This window comes from Actinomadura montaniterrae (assembly GCF_008923365.1).
GTDB lineage: Bacteria > Actinomycetota > Actinomycetes > Streptosporangiales > Streptosporangiaceae > Spirillospora > Spirillospora montaniterrae.
Genome location: NZ_WBMR01000020.1, coordinates 21,325 through 42,373, shown reverse-complemented (window position 1 = coordinate 42,373; position 21,049 = coordinate 21,325). Strand labels below are relative to the sequence as shown.

Below are 21,049 nucleotides of genomic sequence, written 5' to 3'. Positions count from 1 at the left end.
ATGCGCCCGCCACGAGCGGGCGCCGGTGCCGTCACCCTGACCACCGGTGCCGTCGCACTGGCCACCGCCGCCGCGCTGCTCGCCACCGCCCTGCCCGCCGCGTCCGCGTCCGCGAGATCCACGCCCGCCGCGCCGCACCGCCTTACCGTCTCCGGCGGCGAGACCCAGCCGGTGTTCTCCCGCGCCGACGCCGTCACGCAGACCGTGAACATCGAGACCACGGCCGACAGCGACCACGACGGCGTGCGCGACCGCGTGCAACTGCGGATCATGCGGCCGAAGGAGACCGACACCGCCGGCCTCAAGGTCCCGACGATCATGGAGCCGAGCCCGTACTGGGCCGGCATCAACGACGTCCCGAACCACCCGGTGGACATCGGCGACGCGCGGGCCCGCGCGCTGACCACCACGCAGCGGAACCTCGCCGAGATGTTCCCCGGCTACTACGACAACTACTTCCTGCCGCGCGGGTACGCCGTCGCCGACCTCGACAGCATCGGGACGGGCGGCTCCACCGGCTGCCCGACGTCCGGGGACCGCAGCGAGCAGGCCGGCGCCAAGGCCGCGGTCGACTGGCTGAACGGCCGCGCCCGCGGCTGGGCGCCCGACGGCACGCCGGTCAAGGCCACCTGGTCGACCGGGAACGTCGGCATGATCGGCCAGTCCTACGACGGGACGCTGCCGAACATGGCCGCCGCGTCGGGCGTCGAGGGCCTGAAGGCCATCGTCCCGATCGCCGGGATCAGCAGCTGGTACGACTACTACCGCGCGGGCGGCGGCGTCGTCGCGCCCGGCGGCTACCAGGGCGAGGACCTGGACGTCCTGGCGAAGGCCGTGCTGACCCGCCAGAACCCCGAGGTCTGCAAGAAGGTCATCGACGACATCGAGGCCACCCAGGACCGCGAGACCGGCGACTACGGCAAGGTCTGGGCCGAGCGGGACTACGTCGGCCAGGCGCGGAACGTGCACGCCGCCGTCATGGTGGTGCACGGGCTCAACGACTGGAACGTCAAGCTCAAGAACTCCGTCCAGTGGTGGAACGCGCTGAAGAAGGCGGGCGTGCCGCGCAAGCTGTGGCTGCACCAGGGCAACCACTCCACGCCGTTCCGCTGGCGCGTGGAGGAGTGGCTGCGGCAGACGCTGCACTGGTTCGACCGCTACCTGTACGGCATCCGCAACGACATCGACAAGGAGCCGCGCGTCGACATCGAGCATGCGGACGGGACGTGGGAGACGGCGACGGACTGGCCGATCCCCGGCACCCGCACGGTTCCGGTCCGGCTGAACGCGGGGCCGTCCGGCCAGCCCGGCACGCTCGGCCTGCGGGCCGGGGCCGGCGCGACGCAGGGCTTCACCGACGAGGGGAAGACCCGCACCGCCGAGGACCTGCTCGCGAACCAGGATCAGGCGGACCCGAACCGGCTCGCCTACCTCACCGGGACGCTGGACCGGCCGGTCCGGATCGACGGCACGCCGTCGGTGTCGCTGCGCGCCTCGCTGGACGGCCGGTCGCCGTACCTGACGGCGCTGCTGGTCGACTACGGCACCGACAGCCGGCCGACGGGCGCCCGCGTCGACACCGGGCAGAAGGTCTGCTATGGGCAGAGCGTCCCGGGCGACGAGGGCTGCACCACCCGGCAGGCCCTCGCCATGCAGACCGCCCCGTACAAGATCATCACACGGGGCTGGCTGGACGCACGGAACCGGAAGAGCTTCAGCCGCACCGACCCGATCACGGCGGGCCGCACCTACACGTTCCGCTGGGACCTCCAGCCGACCGACTACACCGTCAAGGCCGGCCACCGGCTCGGCGTGATCCTGCTGTCCACCGACCACGACTACACGCTGCGCTACCCGGCCGGCACCGGCGTCACGGTGCGGACGGGCGTCAGCCGCGTCGACCTCCCGCTCGCCCGCGGCGGCCGCGAGGCCCTCGGCTGACCGGCACGCGCCGACCCGCGGCGAGCCGTCGTCATGCGCTCGGCCATGACGGCGGCTCGCCGCACGTCGACGATCAGGCGTGCGGGGAGGGTGCGAGGGTCACTTGCCGAACAGCTCGCGGAGGCGGCCGATCTGCTCGCGGCGCTCGGCGGCGCACTGCTGCTCGAGGGTGTTCTCCGCGGCCTCCCACAGCAGCCGCTTGGTGGCCACGGCGGCGCCGGGGTTCACCGCGAGCAGGGACTCCACCAGGCCGCCGACCGCGGCGTCCAGGCCGTCGCGCGGCACGACGATCTCGGCGAGGCCGAGCCGCGCCGCCTCCTCGGCCTGCACGGTCCGGGCCGTGAGGCACAGCTCCAGGGCGCGCCCGATGCCGACGATCTCCACCAGCGGCTTGGTGCCGGTGAGGTCGGGGACGAGCCCGAGCGCGGGCTCCTTCATGCAGAACTTGACGTCGTCGGCCGCGACCCGGATGTCGCAGGCCAGCGCGAGCTGGAACCCGCCGCCGATGACGTGCCCGTGCACCGCCGCGACGGTGACGATGTCGGGGCGCCGCAGCCAGGTGTACCCCTCCTGCAGCTCGGCGATGAAGCGGTCCGTCGCCGCGGCGTCGGAGCCGTCGGCGAACCCCTCCCCGCCGCCGGAGAACATCGACAGGTCGATGCCCGCCGAGAACGAGGGACCGGCGCCGCGCAGCACGACCACCCGCACGCCCTCCGGCAGCGACCGTCCGATCGCCGCCAGACCGCGCCAGGTGGCGAACGTCATGGCGTTGCGCCGCTCCGGCCGGTTCAGCGTGACGGTCGCGACCGCCCCGTCGACCTCCAGCCGCAGCCCGGCCCCGGCCAGCTCCTCCTCGGCCGGCCCGGCCGCGGTGGCCGTCTCCGTCCCGGCGTTCGCGTCCGCCATCGAACCTTCCCCCTCCAACGAGCGCGGCGGGCCCGCCCCGCCGTCCACGGGGCGGGACCCGACCTGCCCGCCGCCGCGACCGAACCCTACTCGGTGGGCCGCGGCGACGGATCAGGCGGTGCGCTCGTCCGGGGGAAGCCGCCCGTCCGGGACCGGGGGCCGTTGTGGACCCGCGTCCGTTCGGGACGTTCGTCCGGTCAGGACTTCTTGCCCCGGGTCGCGCCGCCGCGACCGCGCAGGTTGACTCCGGACTCGGTGAGGATCCGGTGGATGAAGCCGTACGAGCGGCCGGTGGCGGCTGCCAGGGCGCGGATGCTCTCGCCGGAGTCGTACCTCTTCTTGAGGTCCGCCGCCAGCTTGTCGCGCTCGGCACCGGTCACGCGGGTGCCCTTCTTGAGGGTCTCGGCCACGAGTACCTCCCGTAGTGATGTGGTGACCGCTGCGTTATCCCCCGCCATGATCAGTCATTCCCGCGCGTTCGGCTACCCACTCGGCCAGAAAAGATCTGCGGAAGGCACCCTGCAGGTCACGCAAGTGCCACCAGATCGGCAAACTCGTCACTCCAGATGTCTTCGACACCATCGGGCAGCAAAATCACTCTTTCCGGCCGCAGCGCGTCCACCGCACCCTCATCGTGGGTCACCAGGACGATGGCCCCGGCGAAGGTGCGCAGGGCCCCGAGGATCTCCTCGCGGCTGGCCGGATCGAGGTTGTTGGTGGGCTCGTCGAGCAGCAGGACGTTGGCGCTGGACACCACCAGCATCGCCAGCGCCAGCCGGGTCTTCTCGCCGCCGGACAGCACGCCCGCGGGCTTGTCGACGTCGTCGCCGGAGAACAGGAACGAGCCCAGGATCTTGCGGACCTCGACGGGCGCGAGACCGGGCGCGGCCGACTGCATGTTCTCCAGCACCGAGCGGTCCACGTCGAGCGTCTCGTGCTCCTGGGCGTAGTAGCCGATCCGCAGGCCGTGACCGGCCACGACGGTGCCGGTGTCGGGCTTGTCGACCCCGGCCAGCATGCGCAGGAGGGTGGTCTTGCCCGCTCCGTTCAGGCCCAGCACGACGACCCGGCTGCCCCGGTCGATGGCCAGGTCCACGTCGGTGAAAATCTCCAAAGATCCGTACGATTTCGACAAACCTTCGGCGGTAAGGGGGGTTTTGCCACAAGGTGCCGGGTCCGGGAAGCGAATTTTGGCCACCTTGTCGGCCTGCCGCTCCCCCTCGACGCCGGCGAGCAGCTGCCGGGCCCGCCGGTCCATCTGCTGCGCCGCCTTGGCCTTGGTCGCCTTCGCGCGCATCTTGTCGGCCTGCGACAGCAGCGCCGACGCCTGCCGCTGCGCGTTGGCCGTCTCGCGCTTGCGCCGCCGCTCGTCGGTCTCCCGCTGGTCGAGGTACTTCTTCCAGCCGACGTTGTAGATGTCGATCACGCTGCGGTTCGCGTCCAGGTGGAAGACCCGGTTCACCACGACGCCGAGCAGGTCGACGTCGTGGCTGATCACGACCAGGCCGCCCTGGTGCGACTTCAGGAAGTCGCGCAGCCACACGATCGAGTCGGCGTCCAGGTGGTTGGTCGGCTCGTCCAGCAGCAGCGTGTCGGCGCCGGAGAACAGGATCCGGGCCAGCTCGACGCGGCGCCGCTGCCCGCCCGACAGGGTGCCGAGCGGCTGCCCCAGCACCCGGTCGGGCAGCCCGAGGCTGGAGGCGATCGAGGCGGCCTCGGCCTCGGCGGAGTAGCCGCCGAGCACGTGCAGCCGCTCCTCGAGGCGCCCGTACCGGCGGACGGCCTTGTCGCGCTCCTCGCCGGTCGCGGTGGCCATCGCCTCCTCGGCGGCGCGCAGCTTGCGGACGACCTCGTCCAGCCCGCGCGCCGACAGGATGCGGTCGCGGGCCAGCTCGTCGAGGTCGACGCCGCGCGGGTCCTGCGGGAGGTAGCCGATGGTGCCCGACGACGTGACGCCGCCCTGCGCGGGGATCGACTCCCCGGCCAGCACCTTCGTGAGGGTGGTCTTGCCGGCGCCGTTGCGGCCGACGAGGCCCACCCGGTCGCCGGGGTTGACCCGGAACGAGGCGGACTCGATCAGCAGCCGGGACCCGGCGCGCAGCTCGATGTCTTTCGCGATGATCACAGTGACAGGGCTCCCCTGACGGACGGCTCGATGGACAGGCGCACGAAACAGCGCGCCGCGCGGTCCATCCGACCGGGGCGCGCTGGGCGGCCTGTCAGCTCGGGAGCGAAACCATCAGCCCAGTGTACGTGAAACGGGGGCCGCTCCCGGCCATGCCGATCCCGTCCCCGCCGATGTGTGAACGCCGCGCCGCGGGCCAGGATGGGAGTACGGCGGGCGGCGCAGGACGCCGGGGCCGCGAGGCCCCTGCACAAAGGAGTGTGAGTCGGATGACCCAGGTCACGAGCAACGTGCCGGAGGGCACCCCGAACTGGCTCGACATCGGCCTCCCGGACCTAGACCGGGCCAAGACGTTCTACGGGACCCTCTTCGGCTGGCAGTTCGAGGACGCCGGGCCGGAGGCGGGCCACTACAACCAGTGCAAGCTGCGCGGGGTGCCCGTGGCCGGGATGATGCAGAACCCGGAGGAGGCGCCCGACGAGTACTGGTGGACCGTCTACATCGCCGCCGACGACTGCGACGGGATCGCCAAGCGCGCCGCCGACGCGGGCGGCGAGATCGTCATGCCGCCGATGGACGTGATGACCATCGGCCGGATGGCGATCGTCCGAGACCCGCAGGGCGGGCAGTTCGGCCTGTGGCAGGGGCGGGACCACCACGGATCGGGGATCGTGAACGAGCCGGGGTCGTTCGTCTGGAACGAGCTCGTCACGCCCGACTCCAAGGCCGCGGGCGACTTCTACCAGGCGGTGTTCGGCTACGAACTCGAGCCGATGCCGGGCGACATGGACTACACCGTGCTGAAGCGCGCCGCGGACGGCCGCTACATCGGCGGCATCCTCGGCGGGGCCGACATGGTGCTCGGCAACGGGCGGACCGCCGTCCCGACGTGGACGACCTACTTCGCGGTCGAGGACGCCGACGAGGCGGTCCGGAAGGTCACGGCGGGCGGCGGCACGGTCGACTCGGGGCCCGCCGACAGCCCGTACGGCCGGTCCGCGGCCGTACGGGACCCGTTCGGGGTCCCCTTCCACGTGATGAAGCCCGCGCCCGAGCAGGGATGACCCGCGGGTCGCGAGCCGTTCCGCGGGCGGCCTCCCGTGGGCGGTGAGGCCGCGGGGGCCCGGGTTCGCCCGGGCCCCCGCGTCAGCCCTGCCGCTCCGCGGACAGCCGCCGGCTGATCGTCTGCTGGAGCCGCTGCAGCCCCGACGTGCCGACCATGCCGATCTGGCCTTCGAGGTCGCGCAGCAGGACGTCCTCGTTCATCACGACCTCCGACGACTGCATCAGCACGGTGCCCTGGCCGGTGAAGTCGAACTGGTGCTCCTCCCCCGACGACCCGCCGATCCCGAACACCATCCGCGCGGCGCCGAACGCGCCGCGCATGTAGGAGTGGTCGTAGTGGTGGCAGGGGGACGGGCAGTCCGCCCAGCCGAGCAGCGCCTGCGGGTCGACCCGGATCGGCGGCTCGACGAAGTGCACCGGGCCGTTGGAGGCGGCCACGAACCGGCCCGTCCCGATCAGCGTCAGGAACCCGGGGATGATCGACTGCTTGAGCTCCAGGCCGGGCTCGAACGCCAGCAGGTTCCCGGCCCGGACGGTGAGGTTGCCGTCGTCGAGGTCGAAGGAGTTCACGTCGAACCCGCGGTCGGCGAGGACGAGCTTGCCCCGCCCCTGCGCGACGATCCAGTCGTGCGCGTACAGCGGCGAGTTGAAGGTGTGCGCGACGAGGGCGTCCAGCGGCCCCGACGACAGCGCCTCGAACCTGATCTGCCCGTAGTAGGCGATCATCTTGCCCTTCTGCGCGAACCACTCGCCGTCGAGGTCGACGCTGAAGGCGTACGGGTTGACGTTGTCGTTCACCGGGAGGGTGGCCGCGTTCCAGGTCCGCGTGCCGAAGCTGCTCACGGTCAGATCTTCCTCTCGCTGGCCTGGACGTAGACGACGCCGGAGCCGCTCAGCTCGAGCTGGAAGCCCTCGCCGGAGCCGCGACCGATCAGGTCGCGCAGGCCCACCGCCGTGGTGAGCTTGTTCTGCACCTGGCCGCGGTGGGCCACGTACGCCTGCGGGTCGACGTGGACGGGGCGCTGCGGCCCGATCGGCAGCTCCATGACGCCGCCGTGCGACAGCAGCGCGCACGAGCCCTGCCCGGTGAGCGTGGTGGTGAACAGGCCCTGCCCGGTGACGGCGCCGCGCACGATGCCGCGCACGCCGCCCTGCTCGCCCATGAACATGGTCCCGACCTGCAGGGACGCATCGTGGACGAGGAGCCGGTCGGCCTCCACGAACAGGGTGTCGCCGCCGCTCAGGTCCACGATGGACACGTGCAGCCCGGCGTGCCCGAACATGACGTCGCCCTGCCCGGTGACGTGCATCATCGCGCTGCGCTCGCCCGCGACGGCGCGTCCGATGGCGCCGCCGATGCTCTGCCCCGCCGTCGTGGACGGCGCGAACGACACCGACCCGGTGTAGGCGAGCATCGCGCCGCGCTTGCTGTAGACCTCCCGCCCCGGCCCGACGGGCACCTGGAGCATCTTGGAGGTGATCTTCTGGTAGCCGGGCATCAGATCTCCAGGATTCCGCCGCGCTCGGCCGGCTGGACGTAGACCAGGCCGTGCCCCTGGTACCGGAACTGGACGCTCTCCCCCGAGCCCTGGCCGATCACGGTCCGCCAGTTCACGTCGGTGACGACGTCCTGGCGCAGCTGCCCGTGGTGCCCGACGTAGGCGTGCGGATCGACCGACAGCGGCGTCTCGGGCGTCACCTCCAGCGCGATCGCCGGGCCGTCGGACACGATCGCGACCGTGCCGTGCCCTTCCACCTTGGTGGTGGCGAGGCCCTGGCCCGTGCCCATGCCGCGCAGGCCGACGAACTGCACGCCGGTGCGCAGCCCGCCCTCCAGCGCGAGGAGGCTCTCCGACTCCACGAACAGGGTGTCGCCGGTCAGCTGGACGAGCGTCACCTCCGCCGCCTCGCTCGCCAGGTACACGGTGCCCTCGCCGGTGACCTCCATCAGCGTCATGCCCTCACCGGCGATCTTGCGCTTGAGCGCGCCGCGCAGGCCCTCTCCCCCGGTCATCCCCTCCCGTTTGAACGCCATCCGCCCCTCGTAGGCGACCATGGCGCCGTTCAGCGCCCTGATCGTCTCCCCGGCGAGATCGACGGCCAGCATCTTCGAGCCGTTCAGTCGAAATTGCGCCACGATGCGAAAAGATACCGGCCGGAACCCCGCGCGGTCCGGGCATCGGCGCGGTCCCGCACGGCCGGCCGCGGACGCCCGCGCCGGCCTTCGTCGCGGCCTCGTCGCGGCCTCATCGCGGCGGGACCGGCGCGTTGCCGGTCCCGTGCGCCCGCCGATCGGAGAGGATGTCGCTCATGTGGATCGCTCCCGAACGCCGCAGCCTCAGCCGGTGGGCCGTACCCGGGCTCGTCCTCGGCGCCGGGGTGGTGGTCGGTGCCGTGCTCGCCGCCGACGGACGCGACGGCACCGCCCTCATCGCGCTCGCCGCCCTCGCCGGGTACGCCGGGTACCTGGCCTACCGCCGCAACGAGCCCGCGCTGCCGCTCAGCGAGGGCTTCGGCTCCGGCCACCGCGCCCGCACCCACCTGCGCGCCGCCGCGATGACCGGCGACGTGGTGACGGTGGCCGTGATCGGCGGGCTCGTCGTGCAGGCGCTGCGCGGCGGCGACATCACCGCCTACGTCTGGCTGGCGGCCGTCGCCGGGGTCACCTACGCGCTGTCGGCGATGGTCGGCGGCCGCGGGCTGTGACGGCCCGGCCGAGGTCAAGATCCACAGCGCGACCTGCGCGAATTGTGCGTTAACTTCTCCTGACAAGGGTGGTTCCGGGCGCTTCGGGGCGCCATGATGCCGCTGTGTCAGCCGTAGATGTCCTGGTCCCGGCGAGGGCGGTGTTCCATCCGGTCGTCGATCTCGGCACCGGGACCGTCGTCGCCGTGGAGGCGCACGCCGGGCCGCCCGCCCCGGCCGGGCCGCCGCCGCGCGTCGACCCCGTCTCCGAGGACCTGCGCCGCGCCGCCGAGGCGGCCCGCGCGGCGGCGGACCTGCGCACGCCGCTGCCGCTGCAGATCGGCCTGCGCGCCGAGACCCTCGCGTTCGGCGACCCGGTGCTCGCGGAGCTGCACCAGGGGTTCGCCGGCGCCGGGCGCCGCCCGCAGGAGATCATCATCTGCGTCACCGGGGGCTTCCCGCCGGCGCAGCGCGCCCCCGTCACCGCCGCGCTGTCCGGGCTGCGCCGGGCCGGGTACCTGGTCGGGCTCGGCGGCGTCGGCGCCGCGCACGCCCCGCTCGACCTGCTCGCCGACGGCGCGTCCTACCTGCTCAAGCTCGACCCCGGGCTGGCCCGCCGGGCGCCCGCGGAGCCGCGCCGCTCCGCGCTGGTGGCGAGCCTCGTCGAGCTGGCGCACCGGCTGGAGACGCACGTGCTGGCGCCCGGCCTGGAGACCGGCGACCAGGTGCTGCACCTGCGCCAGCTCGGGGTGCGGCTCGTCCAGGGGCCCGCGCTGGCGCCGCCGGAGTGGCGGCCCGGGATGCCTATCACCGTCCCCGTCGCGGCGCGCGGCGCCCCGGACCCCCGCGAACGGCTCGACCTCGGCCCGCGCGTGTCGGAGTTCACGCTCCCCGGCGTCACGATGCCGCACACCGCGACCGCGGGCGAGGTGCTGGACGCGCTGAACGCCGAGACGGGCATCACCAGCATCGTCCTCGTCGACGAGCGGCAGCGGCCGCGCGCCACCGTCGACCGGACGCGCTTCCTGCTGCGCCTATCGGGCGCCTACGGGCACGCGCTGCACGCCCACCGGCCCGCCGTCCGGCTGGCGGACGCGCCCCGCCCGGTCCCGCGCACGGTGCCGGCGGTGGCGGCGCTGCGCGCGGCGGGCCAGGAGGACGACCGCGTCTACGACGACCTGGTCGTGGTCGACGAGCTGGGCCGCTGCCTGGGGATCGTCCGGGTCGCCGACCTGATCCGCGGCCTGTCGCCCTGATCCAGGGGTCCGGCCCGGCGCTCAGCCCGCGCTGAGATCGCCGCTGCCGGATCCGGGCGCGTCCGGCGCCGCGGCGTCCCCGGACGCGGCCGGGAGGCCGGAGGCGGCCAGCTCCTGCGCGAGGATGGCGGCCTGCACCCGGCTGCGCAGCCCGAGCTTCGCGAGGATGCGGCTGACGTGCGTCTTCGTGGTCGTCTCCGCCATCGACAGGCGTTCCGCGATCTCCCCGTTCGACAGCCCCTCGCCGAGGCGGGCCAGCACCTCCCGCTCCCGGGGCGTCAGCTCCGCCACCGCCGCCGGGCCCGGGTCCGGCGGCTCGGGCCGGGCCGCGAACGCGCCGATCAGCCGGCGCGTCACCTGCGGCGCGATGATCCCGTCCCCCGCCGCCACCGTCCGCACGGCCTCCACGAGCCGGTCGGCGTCCACGTCCTTCAGCAGGAACCCGGCGGCGCCCGCCCGCAGCGCCCCGAACACGTACTCGTCCAGGTCGAACGTGGTCAGCACCAGGACGTCGGCGAATCCGGCGATCTGCCGTGTCGCGCTGATCCCGTCCAGGCGCGGCATCCGCACGTCCATCAGCACGACGTCCGGGCGCAGCTCGCGGGCCAGCTCGACGGCCCGCTCCCCGTCGGCGGCCTCGCCGACCACCCGCACGTCCGGCGCCGCACCGAGGATCAGCACCAGCCCGGCGCGCACGGCCGCCTGGTCGTCGGCCACCAGCACGTCGATCACAGCGCTCCCTCCTCGCGCGCGGGCTCCCCGTCCACCGGCAGCTCGGCGTGTACCAGCCAGCGCCCGCCGTCCGGCCCGGCGGAGAACTCCCCGCCGAGGATCGCCGCCCGCTCCCGCATCCCGATCAGCCCGCTGCCCGACCCCGGCAGCCCCGCGCCGTCCCCGAGGGGGCTGTACACGTCGATCACCACCCGCCCTCGCGCGTATCGCACCGACACCTCGGCGCGGCCCGGCCCAGCGTGCTTGAGCGCGTTGGTCAGGGACTCCTGGACGATCCGGTAGGCGGCCAGCTCGACCGGCGCGGGCAGCTCGGGCAGCTCGCCGTCGGTCCGCAGCCGCGCCGACAGGTCCGGGCGGGCCGTGCGGTCGACGAGCCGGCCGAGGCCGGCCAGCCGCGGCGCCTCCGCCGGGTCGGCGCCGCCGGCGCCGCCCTCGCGCAGCAGCCCGATCATCCGCCGCATCTCCGCCAGCCCCTGCACGCTGTTCTCCCGGATCACCGTCATCGCCCGGTCCAGGCCCTCCCGGTCCAGGTCGCGGACCTTCAGCACGGCCGAGGAGTGCAGCGCGACGGCGCTCAGATGGTTGGCGATCACGTCGTGCAGCTCGCGGGCCATCCGGGCCCGCTCCGCGCCGACGGCGGCGCGCCGGTCCATCTCGGCGAGCCGCGCGACCTGCCGGGCGCGCTGCCGCTCGGCCTCGGCCCGCGACCGGTGCTCCCGGACGAGCATCGCGGTCAGCACCGGCGTCACCCACACCGCCGCCGCGAGCGCGCCCGCCACCACGCCGAGCGCGAGGTCGCGGGCCAGCGCGCCGGCGACCGCGAGGACCGCGACGGTCCCGGTGAGGGTCGCGCCGAGCAGCCATTCCGCCGTCCGCCGCGGCCGCCCGTACAGGCTCGCCGCGTACAGCGCGTCCCCGTAGATCATTGCGGTGGCGATGGACGGTCCGAACGCCACGTCGAGGAAGTTGAACGGGGTGGAGATCGCCAGCGCGGTGAGCGGCGCGGTCCGCCGCAGCAGCATCGCCCCGCACAGCCCGGCGAGCGGCAGCAGCCGGAGCCCGGCCGGCGGCCAGTGGTCGGTCCAGGTGCTGTATCCGTGCGCGGCCAGCAGCACGAGCCCGGCCGCCATCGCCCCGGCGGCGATGAGCGCGTCCTGGGGCGTGGTGAGCCGGCGGAGCCTGGAGAGCACGGATCCATCTCAACATCCCGCCGCGACCGCCGCGTCCACCTCGCTGAGGGCGGCGCGTACATCCTTCGGAGGACCCCGAGAACCTCATCGGCGACGACGCGCCGCCGCTCCCGCGTCCCGGACCATCGAGAGGTAGGCAAGCGAGGGAGAACCGAGTCATGCGGACCATGGGGGTCATCGTCGCCGCGGTCGGCTTCATCTCGGCCGCGTACCACTACACGGGCGGGGAGAACATCGAGCTGATGGAGTGGTCGGAGGGCGGCCGGCCGCTCACCGGTCTCGGGGTCGGCGTCGCCGGCCTGCTCGCCGCCGCCGCGGGCGCGGCCCTCTCCCGGGACCGGTGACGCCATGCTCGTCGGTGTCATCGCGGCGTGCGAGATCGGCTTCTGGGTCGTCCTCGCCGCGGGCCTGGCCGCCCGCTACCCGCTGCGGATGCGCAGGACCGGCGCGGCGCTGCTGCTGGGCGTCCCGCTGGTCGACCTGGTGCTGCTCGTCGCCACGGTCGCCGACCTGCGCGGGGGCGCGACCGCCGGGTTCGCCCACGGCCTCGCGGCGGCCTACCTCGGCTACTCGGTCGCGTTCGGGCACAGCATGGTCCGCTGGGCGGACGAGCGGTTCGCGCACCGCTTCGCCGGGGGACCGCCGCCGCGCCGCAAGCCGCGGTACGGCCGGGCCCGCGCCCGCTACGAGTGGGTGGAGTTCGGCAAGGCCGCCGTCGCGACCGCGATCGGCTGCGCGCTGCTCCTGGTGATGATCGCGCTGGTCGGCGACGCCGACCGCACCGCGGCCCTCACGGGCTGGACGGCCCGTCTCGGCCTCGTGCTCGCCGTCTGGTCGCTGTGGCCGATCACCCACACGCTCTGGCCGTCCAGGCCGAAGGACGGCGAGGCTAGCCGCCGGCCCGCAGAGCGCGCGCGGCCAAGGTGACGATCGGCAGGTCGAACTCGCCTTGCGCGGTCTCCGGCGTCGCCCGCAGGAACCCGACGATCCGCTCGGTCACCGCCGCCCGCTCGGCCTCGTCGAGGACGAGCATGTGCGAGTGCGTCCCGATCGTCGCGGCCATCGACTCGGCCGTCCGGCGCTGCGCGTGCGGGAACTCCGCCCGCTCGAACACCGGGAACCAGGCGCTCTCGGGCAGGCCCTTCGGCCGCCAGTTCCGGAACGACACGCTGCTGCGGGAGATCCGCTTCATCTCCGCGACCCACGGCACCCGGTCGTCGTCGGTGTTCCACAGCCCGGCGAGCACGCCGCCGTCCGCCAGCACGCGGTGGATCTCCGGCAGCGCCCGGTCGAGGTCGAACCAGTGCATCGCCTGCCCCACCAGCACCGCGTCGACCGAGCCGGCCGGCAGCGGGATCGCCTCCGCGCTGCCCTCCAGCGCCCGCACGCCCGGCACGGCACGGCGCAGCTCGTCCAGCATCGCCGCATCGGGCTCCACGGCGACCAGATCCGCGGCGGCGACGCCGCCGCGCAGCAGCACCTGCGTCAGCTTGCCGGTGCCCGCCGCGAGATCGAGCACCCGCAGCGGCGCCCGCCCGGCCACGGGCTCCAGCGCCCACCGGACGGCCTCGACCGGGTAGTCCGGCCGCTCCCGCGCGTACGCGGCGGCGCTGCCCCCGAACGACGAGGCGCGCCGCGCCACCAGTTCCGCATCACTGTCAGGAAAGGCGTCCTTCACATCGCCCCACCCTAGATCGGTCACTCCGGCGCCGCGGCGGCGGGAGCGGTCAGCGGACGGCGCTGCGGACGATCGCCGCGGCGACCTCGTCGGCACGGGTGCGCCTGCCCCGCCAGGTGGACCAGTTGGACTTCTGGACGGCCCAGGCCGTCACCGTCCGCCCCTCGGCCGTGGTGATCCGCAGCCCGGAGTACCCGGGTTCGACGGCCGCGATCTCGCCGAGCCGCACCCGGTGCGTCCACAGCGGGTTGCGCACGACGACGCACCCGTCCGCGATCGTGATCCGGCTCCGCGCCGAACCGCCCGCGAAGGCCGTCACCCCGGCCATGATGATCAGGGTCGAGACGAGGCCGCGGTCGAACCCGTCCCGGGCCAGCAGGACGACGCTCCCGGCCGTCGCCGCGGCCCCGACCAGCGCGCACAGGACCGCACCGGCGCGGCCCGCGAGGGTCGGCCGGAACACCACCGGGTCGTTCTCGCCCGCCATGGTCACCCTCCCGTGGCAGGCGGGGCGGACAGCAGGTCCGCGCCGGTCGCGGTCAGGGTGTGCAGCAGGTCGTCGCGCGTGAAATGGATACGCAGCATCTTCGCCCCCCGAATGCGCGTGCGGCGCCAGCGTAGGCATCTGGACGGCCTCCGTGACGGCGGGTGACCTGATCCGGTCAAAGACCGGCCCGGCGGTGCCTCCGAGCTGCGGGGATCGACTGTAGAAACCGGCTATGACCTGGTCTTTTAGGCGTCAGCCCAGGGGCTACGTGGACGACTCCCCCGCTGGACCCCGAGCACCCTGTTCTTCGGGCACGCGTCGAGGCCGCGTCCCGGTGCGGGACGCGGCCTCGTACGGCGTGCGGTCGGGCGTACGGCGTGCGTCAGACGTTGAAGCCGAGGGCGCGGAGCTGGTCGCGGCCCTCGTCGGTGATCTTGTCCGGGCCCCACGGCGGCAGCCAGACCCAGTTGATCTTGACGTCCTTGACCAGGCCCTCCAGCGCGCTGTGCGCCTGGTCCTCGATCACGTCCGTGAGCGGGCAGGCGGCGCTGGTGAGCGTCATGTCCAGGGTGGCGACCTCGTCGGTCAGGTCGATCCCGTACACCAGGCCGAGGTCGACCACGTTGATGCCGAGCTCGGGGTCGACGACGTCCTTCAGCGCCTCGAGGATCTCCTCGTCCGGGACGGTGCCGGCCGCGGCGGTCGCGGGGGTCTCCTCCGGTGCGGTGTCGCTCATGATGCCTCTCCGAGTGCGCGGGCGGTCGCGTCCTTCCACGCCATCCAGGCGAGCAGGGCGCATTTGATCCTGGCGGGGTACTTCGACACCCCGGCGAAGGCGACGGCGTCCTCGAGGACGTCCTCGTCCGGCTCGACGTCCTGGCCGCGCGACTGCATCAGCGCCAGGAACTCCTCGCCGACCGCCATCGCCTCCTTCACGGACTTGCCGATGATCAGATCGGACATCACCGACGCGCTGGCCTGGCTGATCGAGCAGCCCATGGCGTCGTAGGAGACGTCCGCCACCGTGGCGTCCTGGCCGTCGCCGTCCAGATGGACGCGGAGCGTCACCTCGTCCCCGCAGGTCGGGTTGACGTGGTGCGCCTCGCCCTCGTACGGCTCCCGCAGCCCCTTGTGCAGGGGGTTGCGGTAGTGGTCCAGGATGACCTCCTGGTACATCGCCTCCAGCTGCATGGCGTCCTTTCCAAGCCTTTCTCGCTACAACCGGCCGCCGGCGCGGGCTGTTCCTGCGGCCGTCAGGAGACGGTGCCGAAGAACCTCTGCGCCTGCCGCACCCCGTCGGCGAGCGCGTCGATGTCCGACAGGGTGTTGTAGAGGTAGAACGTCGCGCGGGTGGTGGCCGGGATGCCGAAGCGGCGGCAGATCGGCCACGCGCAGTGGTGCCCGACGCGCACCTCGACGCCGAGGTCGTCCAGCACCTGGCCGACGTCGTGCGGGTGGATGTCCTCGACGGTGAACGACACGGCGCCGCCGCGCGCCTCGGTGGTGCCCGGGCCGATGATCCGGACGCCGGGGATCTCGCCGAGCCGCTCCAGCGAGTAGGCGACGAGGGCCTCCTCGTGGGCGTGGACGCGGTCCATGCCGATCTCGGCGAGGTAGTCGCAGGCCGCGCCGAGCCCGATCGCCTGCGCGGTCATCGGGACGCCGGCCTCGAACCGCTGCGGTGGCGGCATGAACGTGGTCGCCTCCATGTGCACGACCTCGATCATGGATCCGCCGGTGATGAACGGCGGCATCGCCTCCAGCAGCTCCGAGCGGCCCCACAGCACGCCGATGCCGGTCGGGCCGAGCATCTTGTGCCCGGAGAACGCCAGGAAGTCGGCGCCGAGCTCGGCGACGTCCACCGGCTGGTGCGGGACCGACTGCGCGCCGTCCAGCAGGACGAGCGCGCCGACGGCGTGCGCCCGCTCGGCGATCAGCCTGATCGGCGGGACCGTTCCGAGGACGTTCGACTGGTGCGTCAGCGCGACGATCTTGGTGCGCTCGTTGACCAGCTCGTCCAGGTCGTCTAGGTCGAGGCGGCCGTCGTCGGTGATGCCGAACCAGCGCAGCGTCGCGCCCGTCCGCTGGCAGAGCTGCTGCCACGGGACCAGGTTGGCGTGGTGCTCCATCTCCGACACGACGACCTCGTCGCCGGGGCCGACGCGGAACCGCTCGGCCTCGGGGCCCGCGGTGGCGGCGTTGCTCATCGCGTACGCCACGAGGTTGATGCCCTCGGTGGCGTTCTTGGTGAACACGATCTCGCCGGGCGTCGCGCCGATGAACCGGGCGATCGACGCGCGGGCGTTCTCGTACGCCTCGGTCGCCTCCTCGGCGAGCAGGTGCGCGCCGCGGTGCGGCGCCGCGTTGTGCCGCTCGTAGAACACGCGCTCGGCGTCCAGCACCCGCGTGGGCTTCTGCGACGTCGCGCCCGAGTCGAGGTACACCAGCGGGCGCCCGCCGCGGACGGTGCGCTGCAGCAGCGGGAAGTCCTTCTTGAGCTCCTCGGGGAGCAGCGTCCCTTCGGACAGAAGCGTCATGCCGTCGCCTCCGCCTTGACGTACTTCTCGTAGCCCTCGTTCTCGAGCTGGTCGGCCAGCTCCGGGCCGCCCTCGGCGACGACGCGGCCGGCGGCGAACACGTGCACGAAGTCGGGCTTCACGTACCGCAGGATGCGCGTGTAGTGCGTGATCAGCAGGACGCCGGTCTCGCCGCCCGCGGAGAACCGGTTGACGCCCTCGGACACGACCTTCAGCGCGTCGACGTCCAGGCCGGAGTCGGTCTCGTCCAGCACGGCGACCTTCGGCTTGAGCATCTCCAGCTGGAGGATCTCGTGCCGCTTCTTCTCGCCGCCGGAGAAGCCCTCGTTCAGGCTGCGCTGCGCGAACGCCGGGTCGATGGACAGCTCGTCCATCGCCTGCTTCATCTCCTTGGAGAACTCGCGCAGCTTCGGCGCCTCGCCGCGCACCGCGGTGACCGCCGAGCGCAGGAAGTTCGACACCGACACCCCGGGGACCTCGACCGGGTACTGCATCGCCAGGAACAGCCCGGCGCGGGCGCGCTCGTCGACCGACATCGCGAGCACGTCCTCGCCGTCCAGCGTCACCGTGCCGGAGGTCACCTCGTACTTCGGGTGGCCGGCGACGGCGTAGGCGAGGGTGGACTTGCCGGAGCCGTTCGGCCCCATGAGCGCGTGGGTCTCGCCGGCCTTGACGGTCAGGTCGACCCCGCGCAGGATCTCCTTCGTCCCGTCGGACCCGTCGGCGACGGAGACGTGGAGGTCGCGGATCTCAAGCGTGGCCATGGTGGTTGTCGTTCCTCAATCGTCGGAGCCGAGCGAGACGTAGACGTCGCCGTCCTCGACCTTGACCTTGTAGGTGGCGACCGGCTGCGTGGCCGGCGGGTTGGTGGGCTTGCCGGTGCGCAGGTCGAAGCAGGACCCGTGCAGCCAGCACTCGATGGTGCCGTTGTAGATCTCGCCCTCGGACAGCGACACCTCGGCGTGCGAGCAGATGTCGTTGACGGCGTAGACCTCGCCGCCGGTGCGGGCGAGCGCGACCGGCGTGTCGCCGATCTCGACGCCGAGGGCCCCGTCCTCGGGGATCTCCTCCAGAGCGCACACCTTCACGAAGGTCATCGGCCCTCCGCGCGCACGTCCAGTTCGGCCTCGATCGCCTCGGCGACCTTCTCGCGCACCTCGGCGACCTCGATCCGCTCGACCAGCTGGCCGAGGAACCCGCGCACCACCATGCGGCGCGCCTCGTCGAAGGTGATGCCGCGCGCCTGCAGGTAGAACAGGTGCTCGTCGTCGAGCCGGCCGGACGCCGAGGCGTGCCCGGCGCCGGCGACCTCGCCGGTGAGGATCTCCAGGTTCGGCACCGAGTCGACCCGCGTCCCGTCGGTCAGGACGAGGTTGCGGTTCAGCTCGTAGGTGTCGGTGCCCTCCGCCTCCGCGCGGATGATCACGTCGCCGATCCAGACGGCGTGCGCGTCCTGGTCCTGCAGCGCGCCGCGGTAGTCGACGCGGCTGCGGCAGTTCGGCACGGCGTGGTCGACCAGCAGGCGGTGCTCCAGGTGCTGGCCGCCGTCGACGAAGTACACCCCGTACAGCTCGGCGTCGCCGCCGGGCCCGTCGTAGGCGACGGACGGGGAGATCCGCACGAGGTCGCCGCCGAGCGAGACGTTGTGCGAGACGAACCGGGCGTCGCGGCCGAGGCGCGCGTGCTGGTGCGAGACGTGCACGCTGTCGTCCGCCCAGTCCTGCAGGCTGATCACCGAGAGGCGGGCGCCGTCGCCGACGACGAACTCGACGTTGTCGGCGTAGGTCGCCGAGCCGCGGTGCGCGAGCACCACGGTGGCCTCGGCGAACGGCTCCAGGATCACGGTGGTGTGCCCGTAGGCGGCGGCCGAGGCGTCCTCGCCGCGCAGCCGGATCACGGTCGGCGCCGAGGCGACGACCTCCTTCGGCACGGTGACGACGGTGGCGTGCGTGAACGACGCCCACGCCTGCGCGCTGACCCGGTCGGCGGGCACGTAGGCCCTGCCGAGCCGGGCGTCGTCGCGGCCGACGGTCTCGACGGTCACCTCGGGCGCCGCCTCGACCTCGGCGATGACCTTGCCGTTCGGCTCGGCGGTGCCGTTGTGCAGGCCGCGGAGGCGGCGCAGCGGGGTGAACCGCCACTCCTCCTCGCGGCCGGTGGGCACGTCGAAGTCGCCCACCTCGTACGAAGCCTTCTCGTGCAGGGTCGAGAGCGGCTTGCCGGTCTCCAGCCCCATCAGCCGACGGCCCCTTCCATCTGCAGCTCGATGAGCCGGTTCAGCTCGAGCGCGTACTCCATGGGCAGCTCGCGCGCGATGGGCTCGACGAACCCGCGCACGATCATCGCCATGGCCTCGTCCTCGGTCATGCCGCGGCTCATGAGGTAGAACAGCTGGTCCTCCGACACCTTGGAGACGGTGGCCTCGTGGCCCATCTCCACGTCGTCCTCGCGGACGTCGACGTACGGGTAGGTGTCGGACCGGCTGATCTGGTCGACCAGCAGCGCGTCGCACTTGACGGTGGACTTGCTGTGCTCGGCGCCCTCCTGGATCTGCACCAGGCCCCGGTAGGAGGTGCGGCCGCCGCCGCGCGCCACCGACTTGGAGACGATGCTGCTGGAGGTGTTCGGCGCGGCGTGCACCATCTTGGCGCCGGCGTCCTGGTGCTGGTCCTCGCCGGCGAACGCGATCGACAGGGTCTCGCCCTTGGCGTGCTCGCCGAGCAGGTAGATCGCCGGGTACTTCATGGTGACCTTGGAGCCGATGTTGCCGTCGACCCACTCCATGGTGGCGCCCTCGTAGGCGACGGCGCGCTTGGTCACCAGGTTGTAGACGTTGTTCGACCAGTTCTGGATGGTCGTGTAGCGGACGCGGGCGTCCTTCTTCACGACGATCTCGACGACGGCGGAGTGCAGCGAGTCCGACTTGTAGATCGGCGCGGTGCAGCCCTCGACGTAGTGGACGTAGGAGCCCTCGTCGGCGATGATCAGCGTCCGCTCGAACTGGCCCATGTTCTCGGTGTTGATCCGGAAGTAGGCCTGCAGCGGGATCTCGACGTGGACGCCCGGCGGGACGTAGATGAACGAGCCGCCCGACCACACGGCGGTGTTGAGCGCGGCGAACTTGTTGTCGCCGACCGGGATCACGGAGCCGAAGTACTCCTGGAAGATCTCCGGGTGCTCGCGCAGGCCGGTGTCGGTGTCGACGAAGATGACGCCCTTCTCCTCAAGGTCCTCGCGGATCTTGTGGTAGACGACCTCCGACTCGTACTGGGCGGCGACGCCGGCGATGAGGCGCTGCTTCTCCGCCTCGGGGATGCCGAGCTTGTCGTAGGTGTTCTTGATGTCCTCGGGGAGCTCCTCCCAGGACGCCGCCTGCTTCTCCGTCGAGCGGACGAAGTACTTGATGTTCTCGAAGTCGATCGCCGACAGGTCCGAGCCCCAGGTGGGCATCGGCTTCTTGTCGAAGAGCCGGAGTCCCTTGAGGCGGAGGTCGAGCATCCAGTCCGGCTCGCCCTTCTTGGCCGAGATGTCGCGGACGACGTCCTCGTTCAGGCCGCGCCGCGCGGAGGCGCCGGCCTCGTCGGAGTCGGCCCAGCCGAACTTGTACCTGTCGAGCCCCTCCAGCTCGGGGTGGGCTGTAGTCATAGGGACGTCCTCCCGGACTCCTCGTCACTGGTGTGTGTTCTTTCGGGGGACCGCTCCCCCGCGTCCCCGCCAGGGGTGACGCTCGCTCCGGGATCCTCCGCCTGCCCCGTCCCGCACAGGGAGCGGGAGCTGACGTGGGTGGTGCAGATCCCGTCGCCGTGGGCGATCGTGGCCAGCCGCTGGACGGGGGTGCCCAGCAGGCGGCTGAACGCCTCGGTCTCGGCCTCGCACAGCTGCGGGAACTCGGCCGCGACGTGCGCGACCGGGCAGTGGTGCTGGCACAGCTGCTCGCCGCCGCCCGGCTGGGGCGCCTTGCCCGCGGCGGCGGCGTAGCCGTCGCCGGAGAGCGCCTCGGCGAGCGTGCGGACCCGCTGCTGCGGCGGCGCGTCCTGCACGACGGGCCGGTAGCGCCGTTCGAGGTCGGCGATCTGCCGGCGGGCGAACTCGGCGACCGCGTGGTCGCCGGCCGTCTCGGCCAGGAACCGCAGCGCGCTGCTCGCCAGGTCGTCGTAGGCGTGCACGAACGCGCTGCGCCCGGACTCGGTGATCGCGAACCACTTGGCGGGACGGCCGCGGCCGCGGCGGGTCTGCGGCGTCCGCGCCTTGCGGATCTCGATCATGCCCTCGGCCAGCAGCGCGTCCAGGTGCCGCCGGATCGCGGCGGGCGTGAGGCCCATCCGCTCGCCGAGCGTGGACGCCGTGACCGGGCCGTGCTCGAGGATCAGCCGGGCCACCCGGGCGCGGGTGTCGCGCTCGGTGTGGGAGGCGGCCGACGGCACGCCGGAAGGGCGCATGGGTGCGC

Annotated in this window: 24 protein-coding genes; 6 read left to right on the top strand and 18 right to left on the bottom strand. The window is 72.9% G+C overall.

Annotated features, from left to right (window positions below; all coding sequences use genetic code 11):
- Nucleotides 1-1,941 (top strand): Xaa-Pro dipeptidyl-peptidase, encoded by a 1,941-nt coding sequence (locus tag F9B16_RS10380; protein WP_151539793.1) that lies wholly within the window; start codon nucleotides 1-3, stop codon nucleotides 1,939-1,941.
- A 99-nt stretch (nucleotides 1,942-2,040) separates the two neighbouring features.
- Here the strand turns inward: F9B16_RS10380 and F9B16_RS10375 are convergent, their stop codons facing one another.
- The 3 genes from F9B16_RS10375 to F9B16_RS10365 form a co-directional block, all read right to left on the bottom strand.
- Nucleotides 2,041-2,847, bottom strand: a complete 807-nt coding sequence (locus F9B16_RS10375) for an enoyl-CoA hydratase/isomerase family protein (RefSeq protein ID WP_151539792.1) — start codon at nucleotides 2,845-2,847, stop codon at nucleotides 2,041-2,043.
- Nucleotides 2,848-3,044: 197 nt separating this feature from the next.
- Nucleotides 3,045-3,257 (bottom strand): helix-turn-helix domain-containing protein, encoded by a 213-nt coding sequence (locus F9B16_RS10370; RefSeq protein ID WP_021596738.1) that lies wholly within the window; start codon nucleotides 3,255-3,257, stop codon nucleotides 3,045-3,047.
- Nucleotides 3,258-3,373: 116 nt separating this feature from the next.
- Nucleotides 3,374-4,972: an ABC-F family ATP-binding cassette domain-containing protein gene (locus tag F9B16_RS10365; protein ID WP_151539791.1), complete on the bottom strand. Its 1,599-nt coding sequence runs from the start codon at nucleotides 4,970-4,972 to the stop codon at nucleotides 3,374-3,376.
- Nucleotides 4,973-5,241: 269 nt separating this feature from the next.
- Here F9B16_RS10365 and F9B16_RS10360 point away from each other — a divergent pair, with 269 nt between their 5' ends.
- Nucleotides 5,242-6,036, top strand: coding sequence for a VOC family protein (locus F9B16_RS10360; protein WP_151539790.1), 795 nt, complete (start codon nucleotides 5,242-5,244; stop codon nucleotides 6,034-6,036).
- A gap of 82 nt (nucleotides 6,037-6,118) precedes the next feature.
- Here F9B16_RS10360 and F9B16_RS10355 read toward each other — a convergent pair whose 3' ends face one another.
- The 3 genes from F9B16_RS10355 to F9B16_RS10345 are packed head-to-tail and all read right to left on the bottom strand — an operon-like array spanning nucleotide 6,119 to nucleotide 8,174.
- Entirely contained in the window at nucleotides 6,119-6,880 is a 762-nt protein-coding gene (locus F9B16_RS10355; protein ID WP_151539789.1) for an AIM24 family protein, read from the bottom strand.
- A 2-nt stretch (nucleotides 6,881-6,882) separates the two neighbouring features.
- Entirely contained in the window at nucleotides 6,883-7,536 is a 654-nt protein-coding gene (locus tag F9B16_RS10350; protein WP_151539788.1) for an AIM24 family protein, read from the bottom strand.
- Entirely contained in the window at nucleotides 7,536-8,174 is a 639-nt protein-coding gene (locus F9B16_RS10345; RefSeq protein WP_225991523.1) for an AIM24 family protein, read from the bottom strand. The genes F9B16_RS10350 and F9B16_RS10345 overlap by 1 nt, the downstream gene beginning before the upstream one ends.
- 173 nt (nucleotides 8,175-8,347) lie before the next feature.
- Here F9B16_RS10345 and F9B16_RS10340 point away from each other — a divergent pair, with 173 nt between their 5' ends.
- A complete protein-coding gene (locus F9B16_RS10340; RefSeq protein WP_151539787.1) occupies nucleotides 8,348-8,743 on the top strand; it encodes an ABC transporter permease in 396 nt (131 codons plus the stop codon).
- A gap of 104 nt (nucleotides 8,744-8,847) precedes the next feature.
- On the top strand, nucleotides 8,848-9,978 hold the full coding sequence (locus F9B16_RS10335) for an EAL domain-containing protein (RefSeq protein ID WP_192808706.1): 1,131 nt from the start codon (nucleotides 8,848-8,850) through the stop codon (nucleotides 9,976-9,978).
- 21 nt (nucleotides 9,979-9,999) lie between these two features.
- On the opposite strand, the gene F9B16_RS10330 is transcribed toward F9B16_RS10335, so the two are convergent.
- Together F9B16_RS10330 and F9B16_RS10325 are read right to left on the bottom strand one after the other, a co-directional pair.
- The gene (locus F9B16_RS10330) at nucleotides 10,000-10,710 is read right to left on the bottom strand and encodes a response regulator (RefSeq protein WP_151539785.1); all 711 of its coding nucleotides are present in this window, start codon (nucleotides 10,708-10,710) and stop codon (nucleotides 10,000-10,002) included.
- Nucleotides 10,707-11,900: a sensor histidine kinase gene (locus F9B16_RS10325; RefSeq protein WP_225991522.1), complete on the bottom strand. Its 1,194-nt coding sequence runs from the start codon at nucleotides 11,898-11,900 to the stop codon at nucleotides 10,707-10,709. The genes F9B16_RS10330 and F9B16_RS10325 overlap by 4 nt, the downstream gene beginning before the upstream one ends.
- 158 nt (nucleotides 11,901-12,058) lie before the next feature.
- On the opposite strand from F9B16_RS10325, the gene F9B16_RS10320 reads away from it, so the two are divergent.
- Both F9B16_RS10320 and F9B16_RS10315 read left to right on the top strand, forming a co-directional pair.
- Nucleotides 12,059-12,244 carry a hypothetical protein gene (locus F9B16_RS10320; RefSeq protein WP_151539784.1) on the top strand — a complete coding sequence of 62 codons (186 nt, stop codon included), beginning with the start codon at nucleotides 12,059-12,061 and terminating at the stop codon, nucleotides 12,242-12,244.
- 4 nt (nucleotides 12,245-12,248) lie between these two features.
- A complete protein-coding gene (locus tag F9B16_RS10315) occupies nucleotides 12,249-12,827 on the top strand; it encodes a hypothetical protein (RefSeq protein WP_151539783.1) in 579 nt (192 codons plus the stop codon).
- On the opposite strand, the gene F9B16_RS10310 is transcribed toward F9B16_RS10315, so the two are convergent.
- The 10 genes from F9B16_RS10310 to F9B16_RS10265 all read right to left on the bottom strand — a co-directional run bounded on the left by F9B16_RS10310 (nucleotide 12,790) and on the right by F9B16_RS10265 (nucleotide 21,041).
- Nucleotides 12,790-13,578 (bottom strand): class I SAM-dependent methyltransferase, encoded by a 789-nt coding sequence (locus tag F9B16_RS10310; protein ID WP_192808705.1) that lies wholly within the window; start codon nucleotides 13,576-13,578, stop codon nucleotides 12,790-12,792. The genes F9B16_RS10315 and F9B16_RS10310 overlap by 38 nt on opposite strands.
- 49 nt (nucleotides 13,579-13,627) lie before the next feature.
- Nucleotides 13,628-14,065, bottom strand: coding sequence for a PH domain-containing protein (locus tag F9B16_RS10305; protein ID WP_151539782.1), 438 nt, complete (start codon nucleotides 14,063-14,065; stop codon nucleotides 13,628-13,630).
- A 382-nt stretch (nucleotides 14,066-14,447) separates the two neighbouring features.
- Complete coding sequence (locus F9B16_RS10300) at nucleotides 14,448-14,801, bottom strand: metal-sulfur cluster assembly factor (RefSeq protein WP_151539781.1); 354 nt, start codon at nucleotides 14,799-14,801, stop codon at nucleotides 14,448-14,450.
- On the bottom strand, nucleotides 14,798-15,256 hold the full coding sequence (sufU, locus tag F9B16_RS10295; protein WP_151539780.1) for a Fe-S cluster assembly sulfur transfer protein SufU: 459 nt from the start codon (nucleotides 15,254-15,256) through the stop codon (nucleotides 14,798-14,800). Before sufU ends, F9B16_RS10300 begins: the two co-directional genes overlap by 4 nt.
- Before the next feature lie 62 nt (nucleotides 15,257-15,318).
- On the bottom strand, nucleotides 15,319-16,602 hold the full coding sequence (locus F9B16_RS10290; RefSeq protein WP_151539779.1) for a cysteine desulfurase: 1,284 nt from the start codon (nucleotides 16,600-16,602) through the stop codon (nucleotides 15,319-15,321).
- Nucleotides 16,599-17,366 (bottom strand): Fe-S cluster assembly ATPase SufC, encoded by a 768-nt coding sequence (gene sufC, locus F9B16_RS10285; RefSeq protein ID WP_151539778.1) that lies wholly within the window; start codon nucleotides 17,364-17,366, stop codon nucleotides 16,599-16,601. The genes F9B16_RS10290 and sufC overlap by 4 nt, the downstream gene beginning before the upstream one ends.
- Nucleotides 17,367-17,381: 15 nt before the next feature.
- A complete protein-coding gene (locus F9B16_RS10280) occupies nucleotides 17,382-17,699 on the bottom strand; it encodes a bifunctional 3-phenylpropionate/cinnamic acid dioxygenase ferredoxin subunit (RefSeq protein WP_151539777.1) in 318 nt (105 codons plus the stop codon).
- Nucleotides 17,696-18,838 carry a Fe-S cluster assembly protein SufD gene (gene sufD, locus F9B16_RS10275; RefSeq protein WP_151539776.1) on the bottom strand — a complete coding sequence of 381 codons (1,143 nt, stop codon included), beginning with the start codon at nucleotides 18,836-18,838 and terminating at the stop codon, nucleotides 17,696-17,698. Before sufD ends, F9B16_RS10280 begins: the two co-directional genes overlap by 4 nt.
- On the bottom strand, nucleotides 18,838-20,247 hold the full coding sequence (gene sufB, locus F9B16_RS10270) for a Fe-S cluster assembly protein SufB (RefSeq protein WP_151539775.1): 1,410 nt from the start codon (nucleotides 20,245-20,247) through the stop codon (nucleotides 18,838-18,840). Before sufB ends, sufD begins: the two co-directional genes overlap by 1 nt.
- Entirely contained in the window at nucleotides 20,244-21,041 is a 798-nt protein-coding gene (locus F9B16_RS10265; RefSeq protein ID WP_151539822.1) for a helix-turn-helix transcriptional regulator, read from the bottom strand. The genes sufB and F9B16_RS10265 overlap by 4 nt, the downstream gene beginning before the upstream one ends.
- Nucleotides 21,042-21,049: the final 8 nt, after the last annotated feature.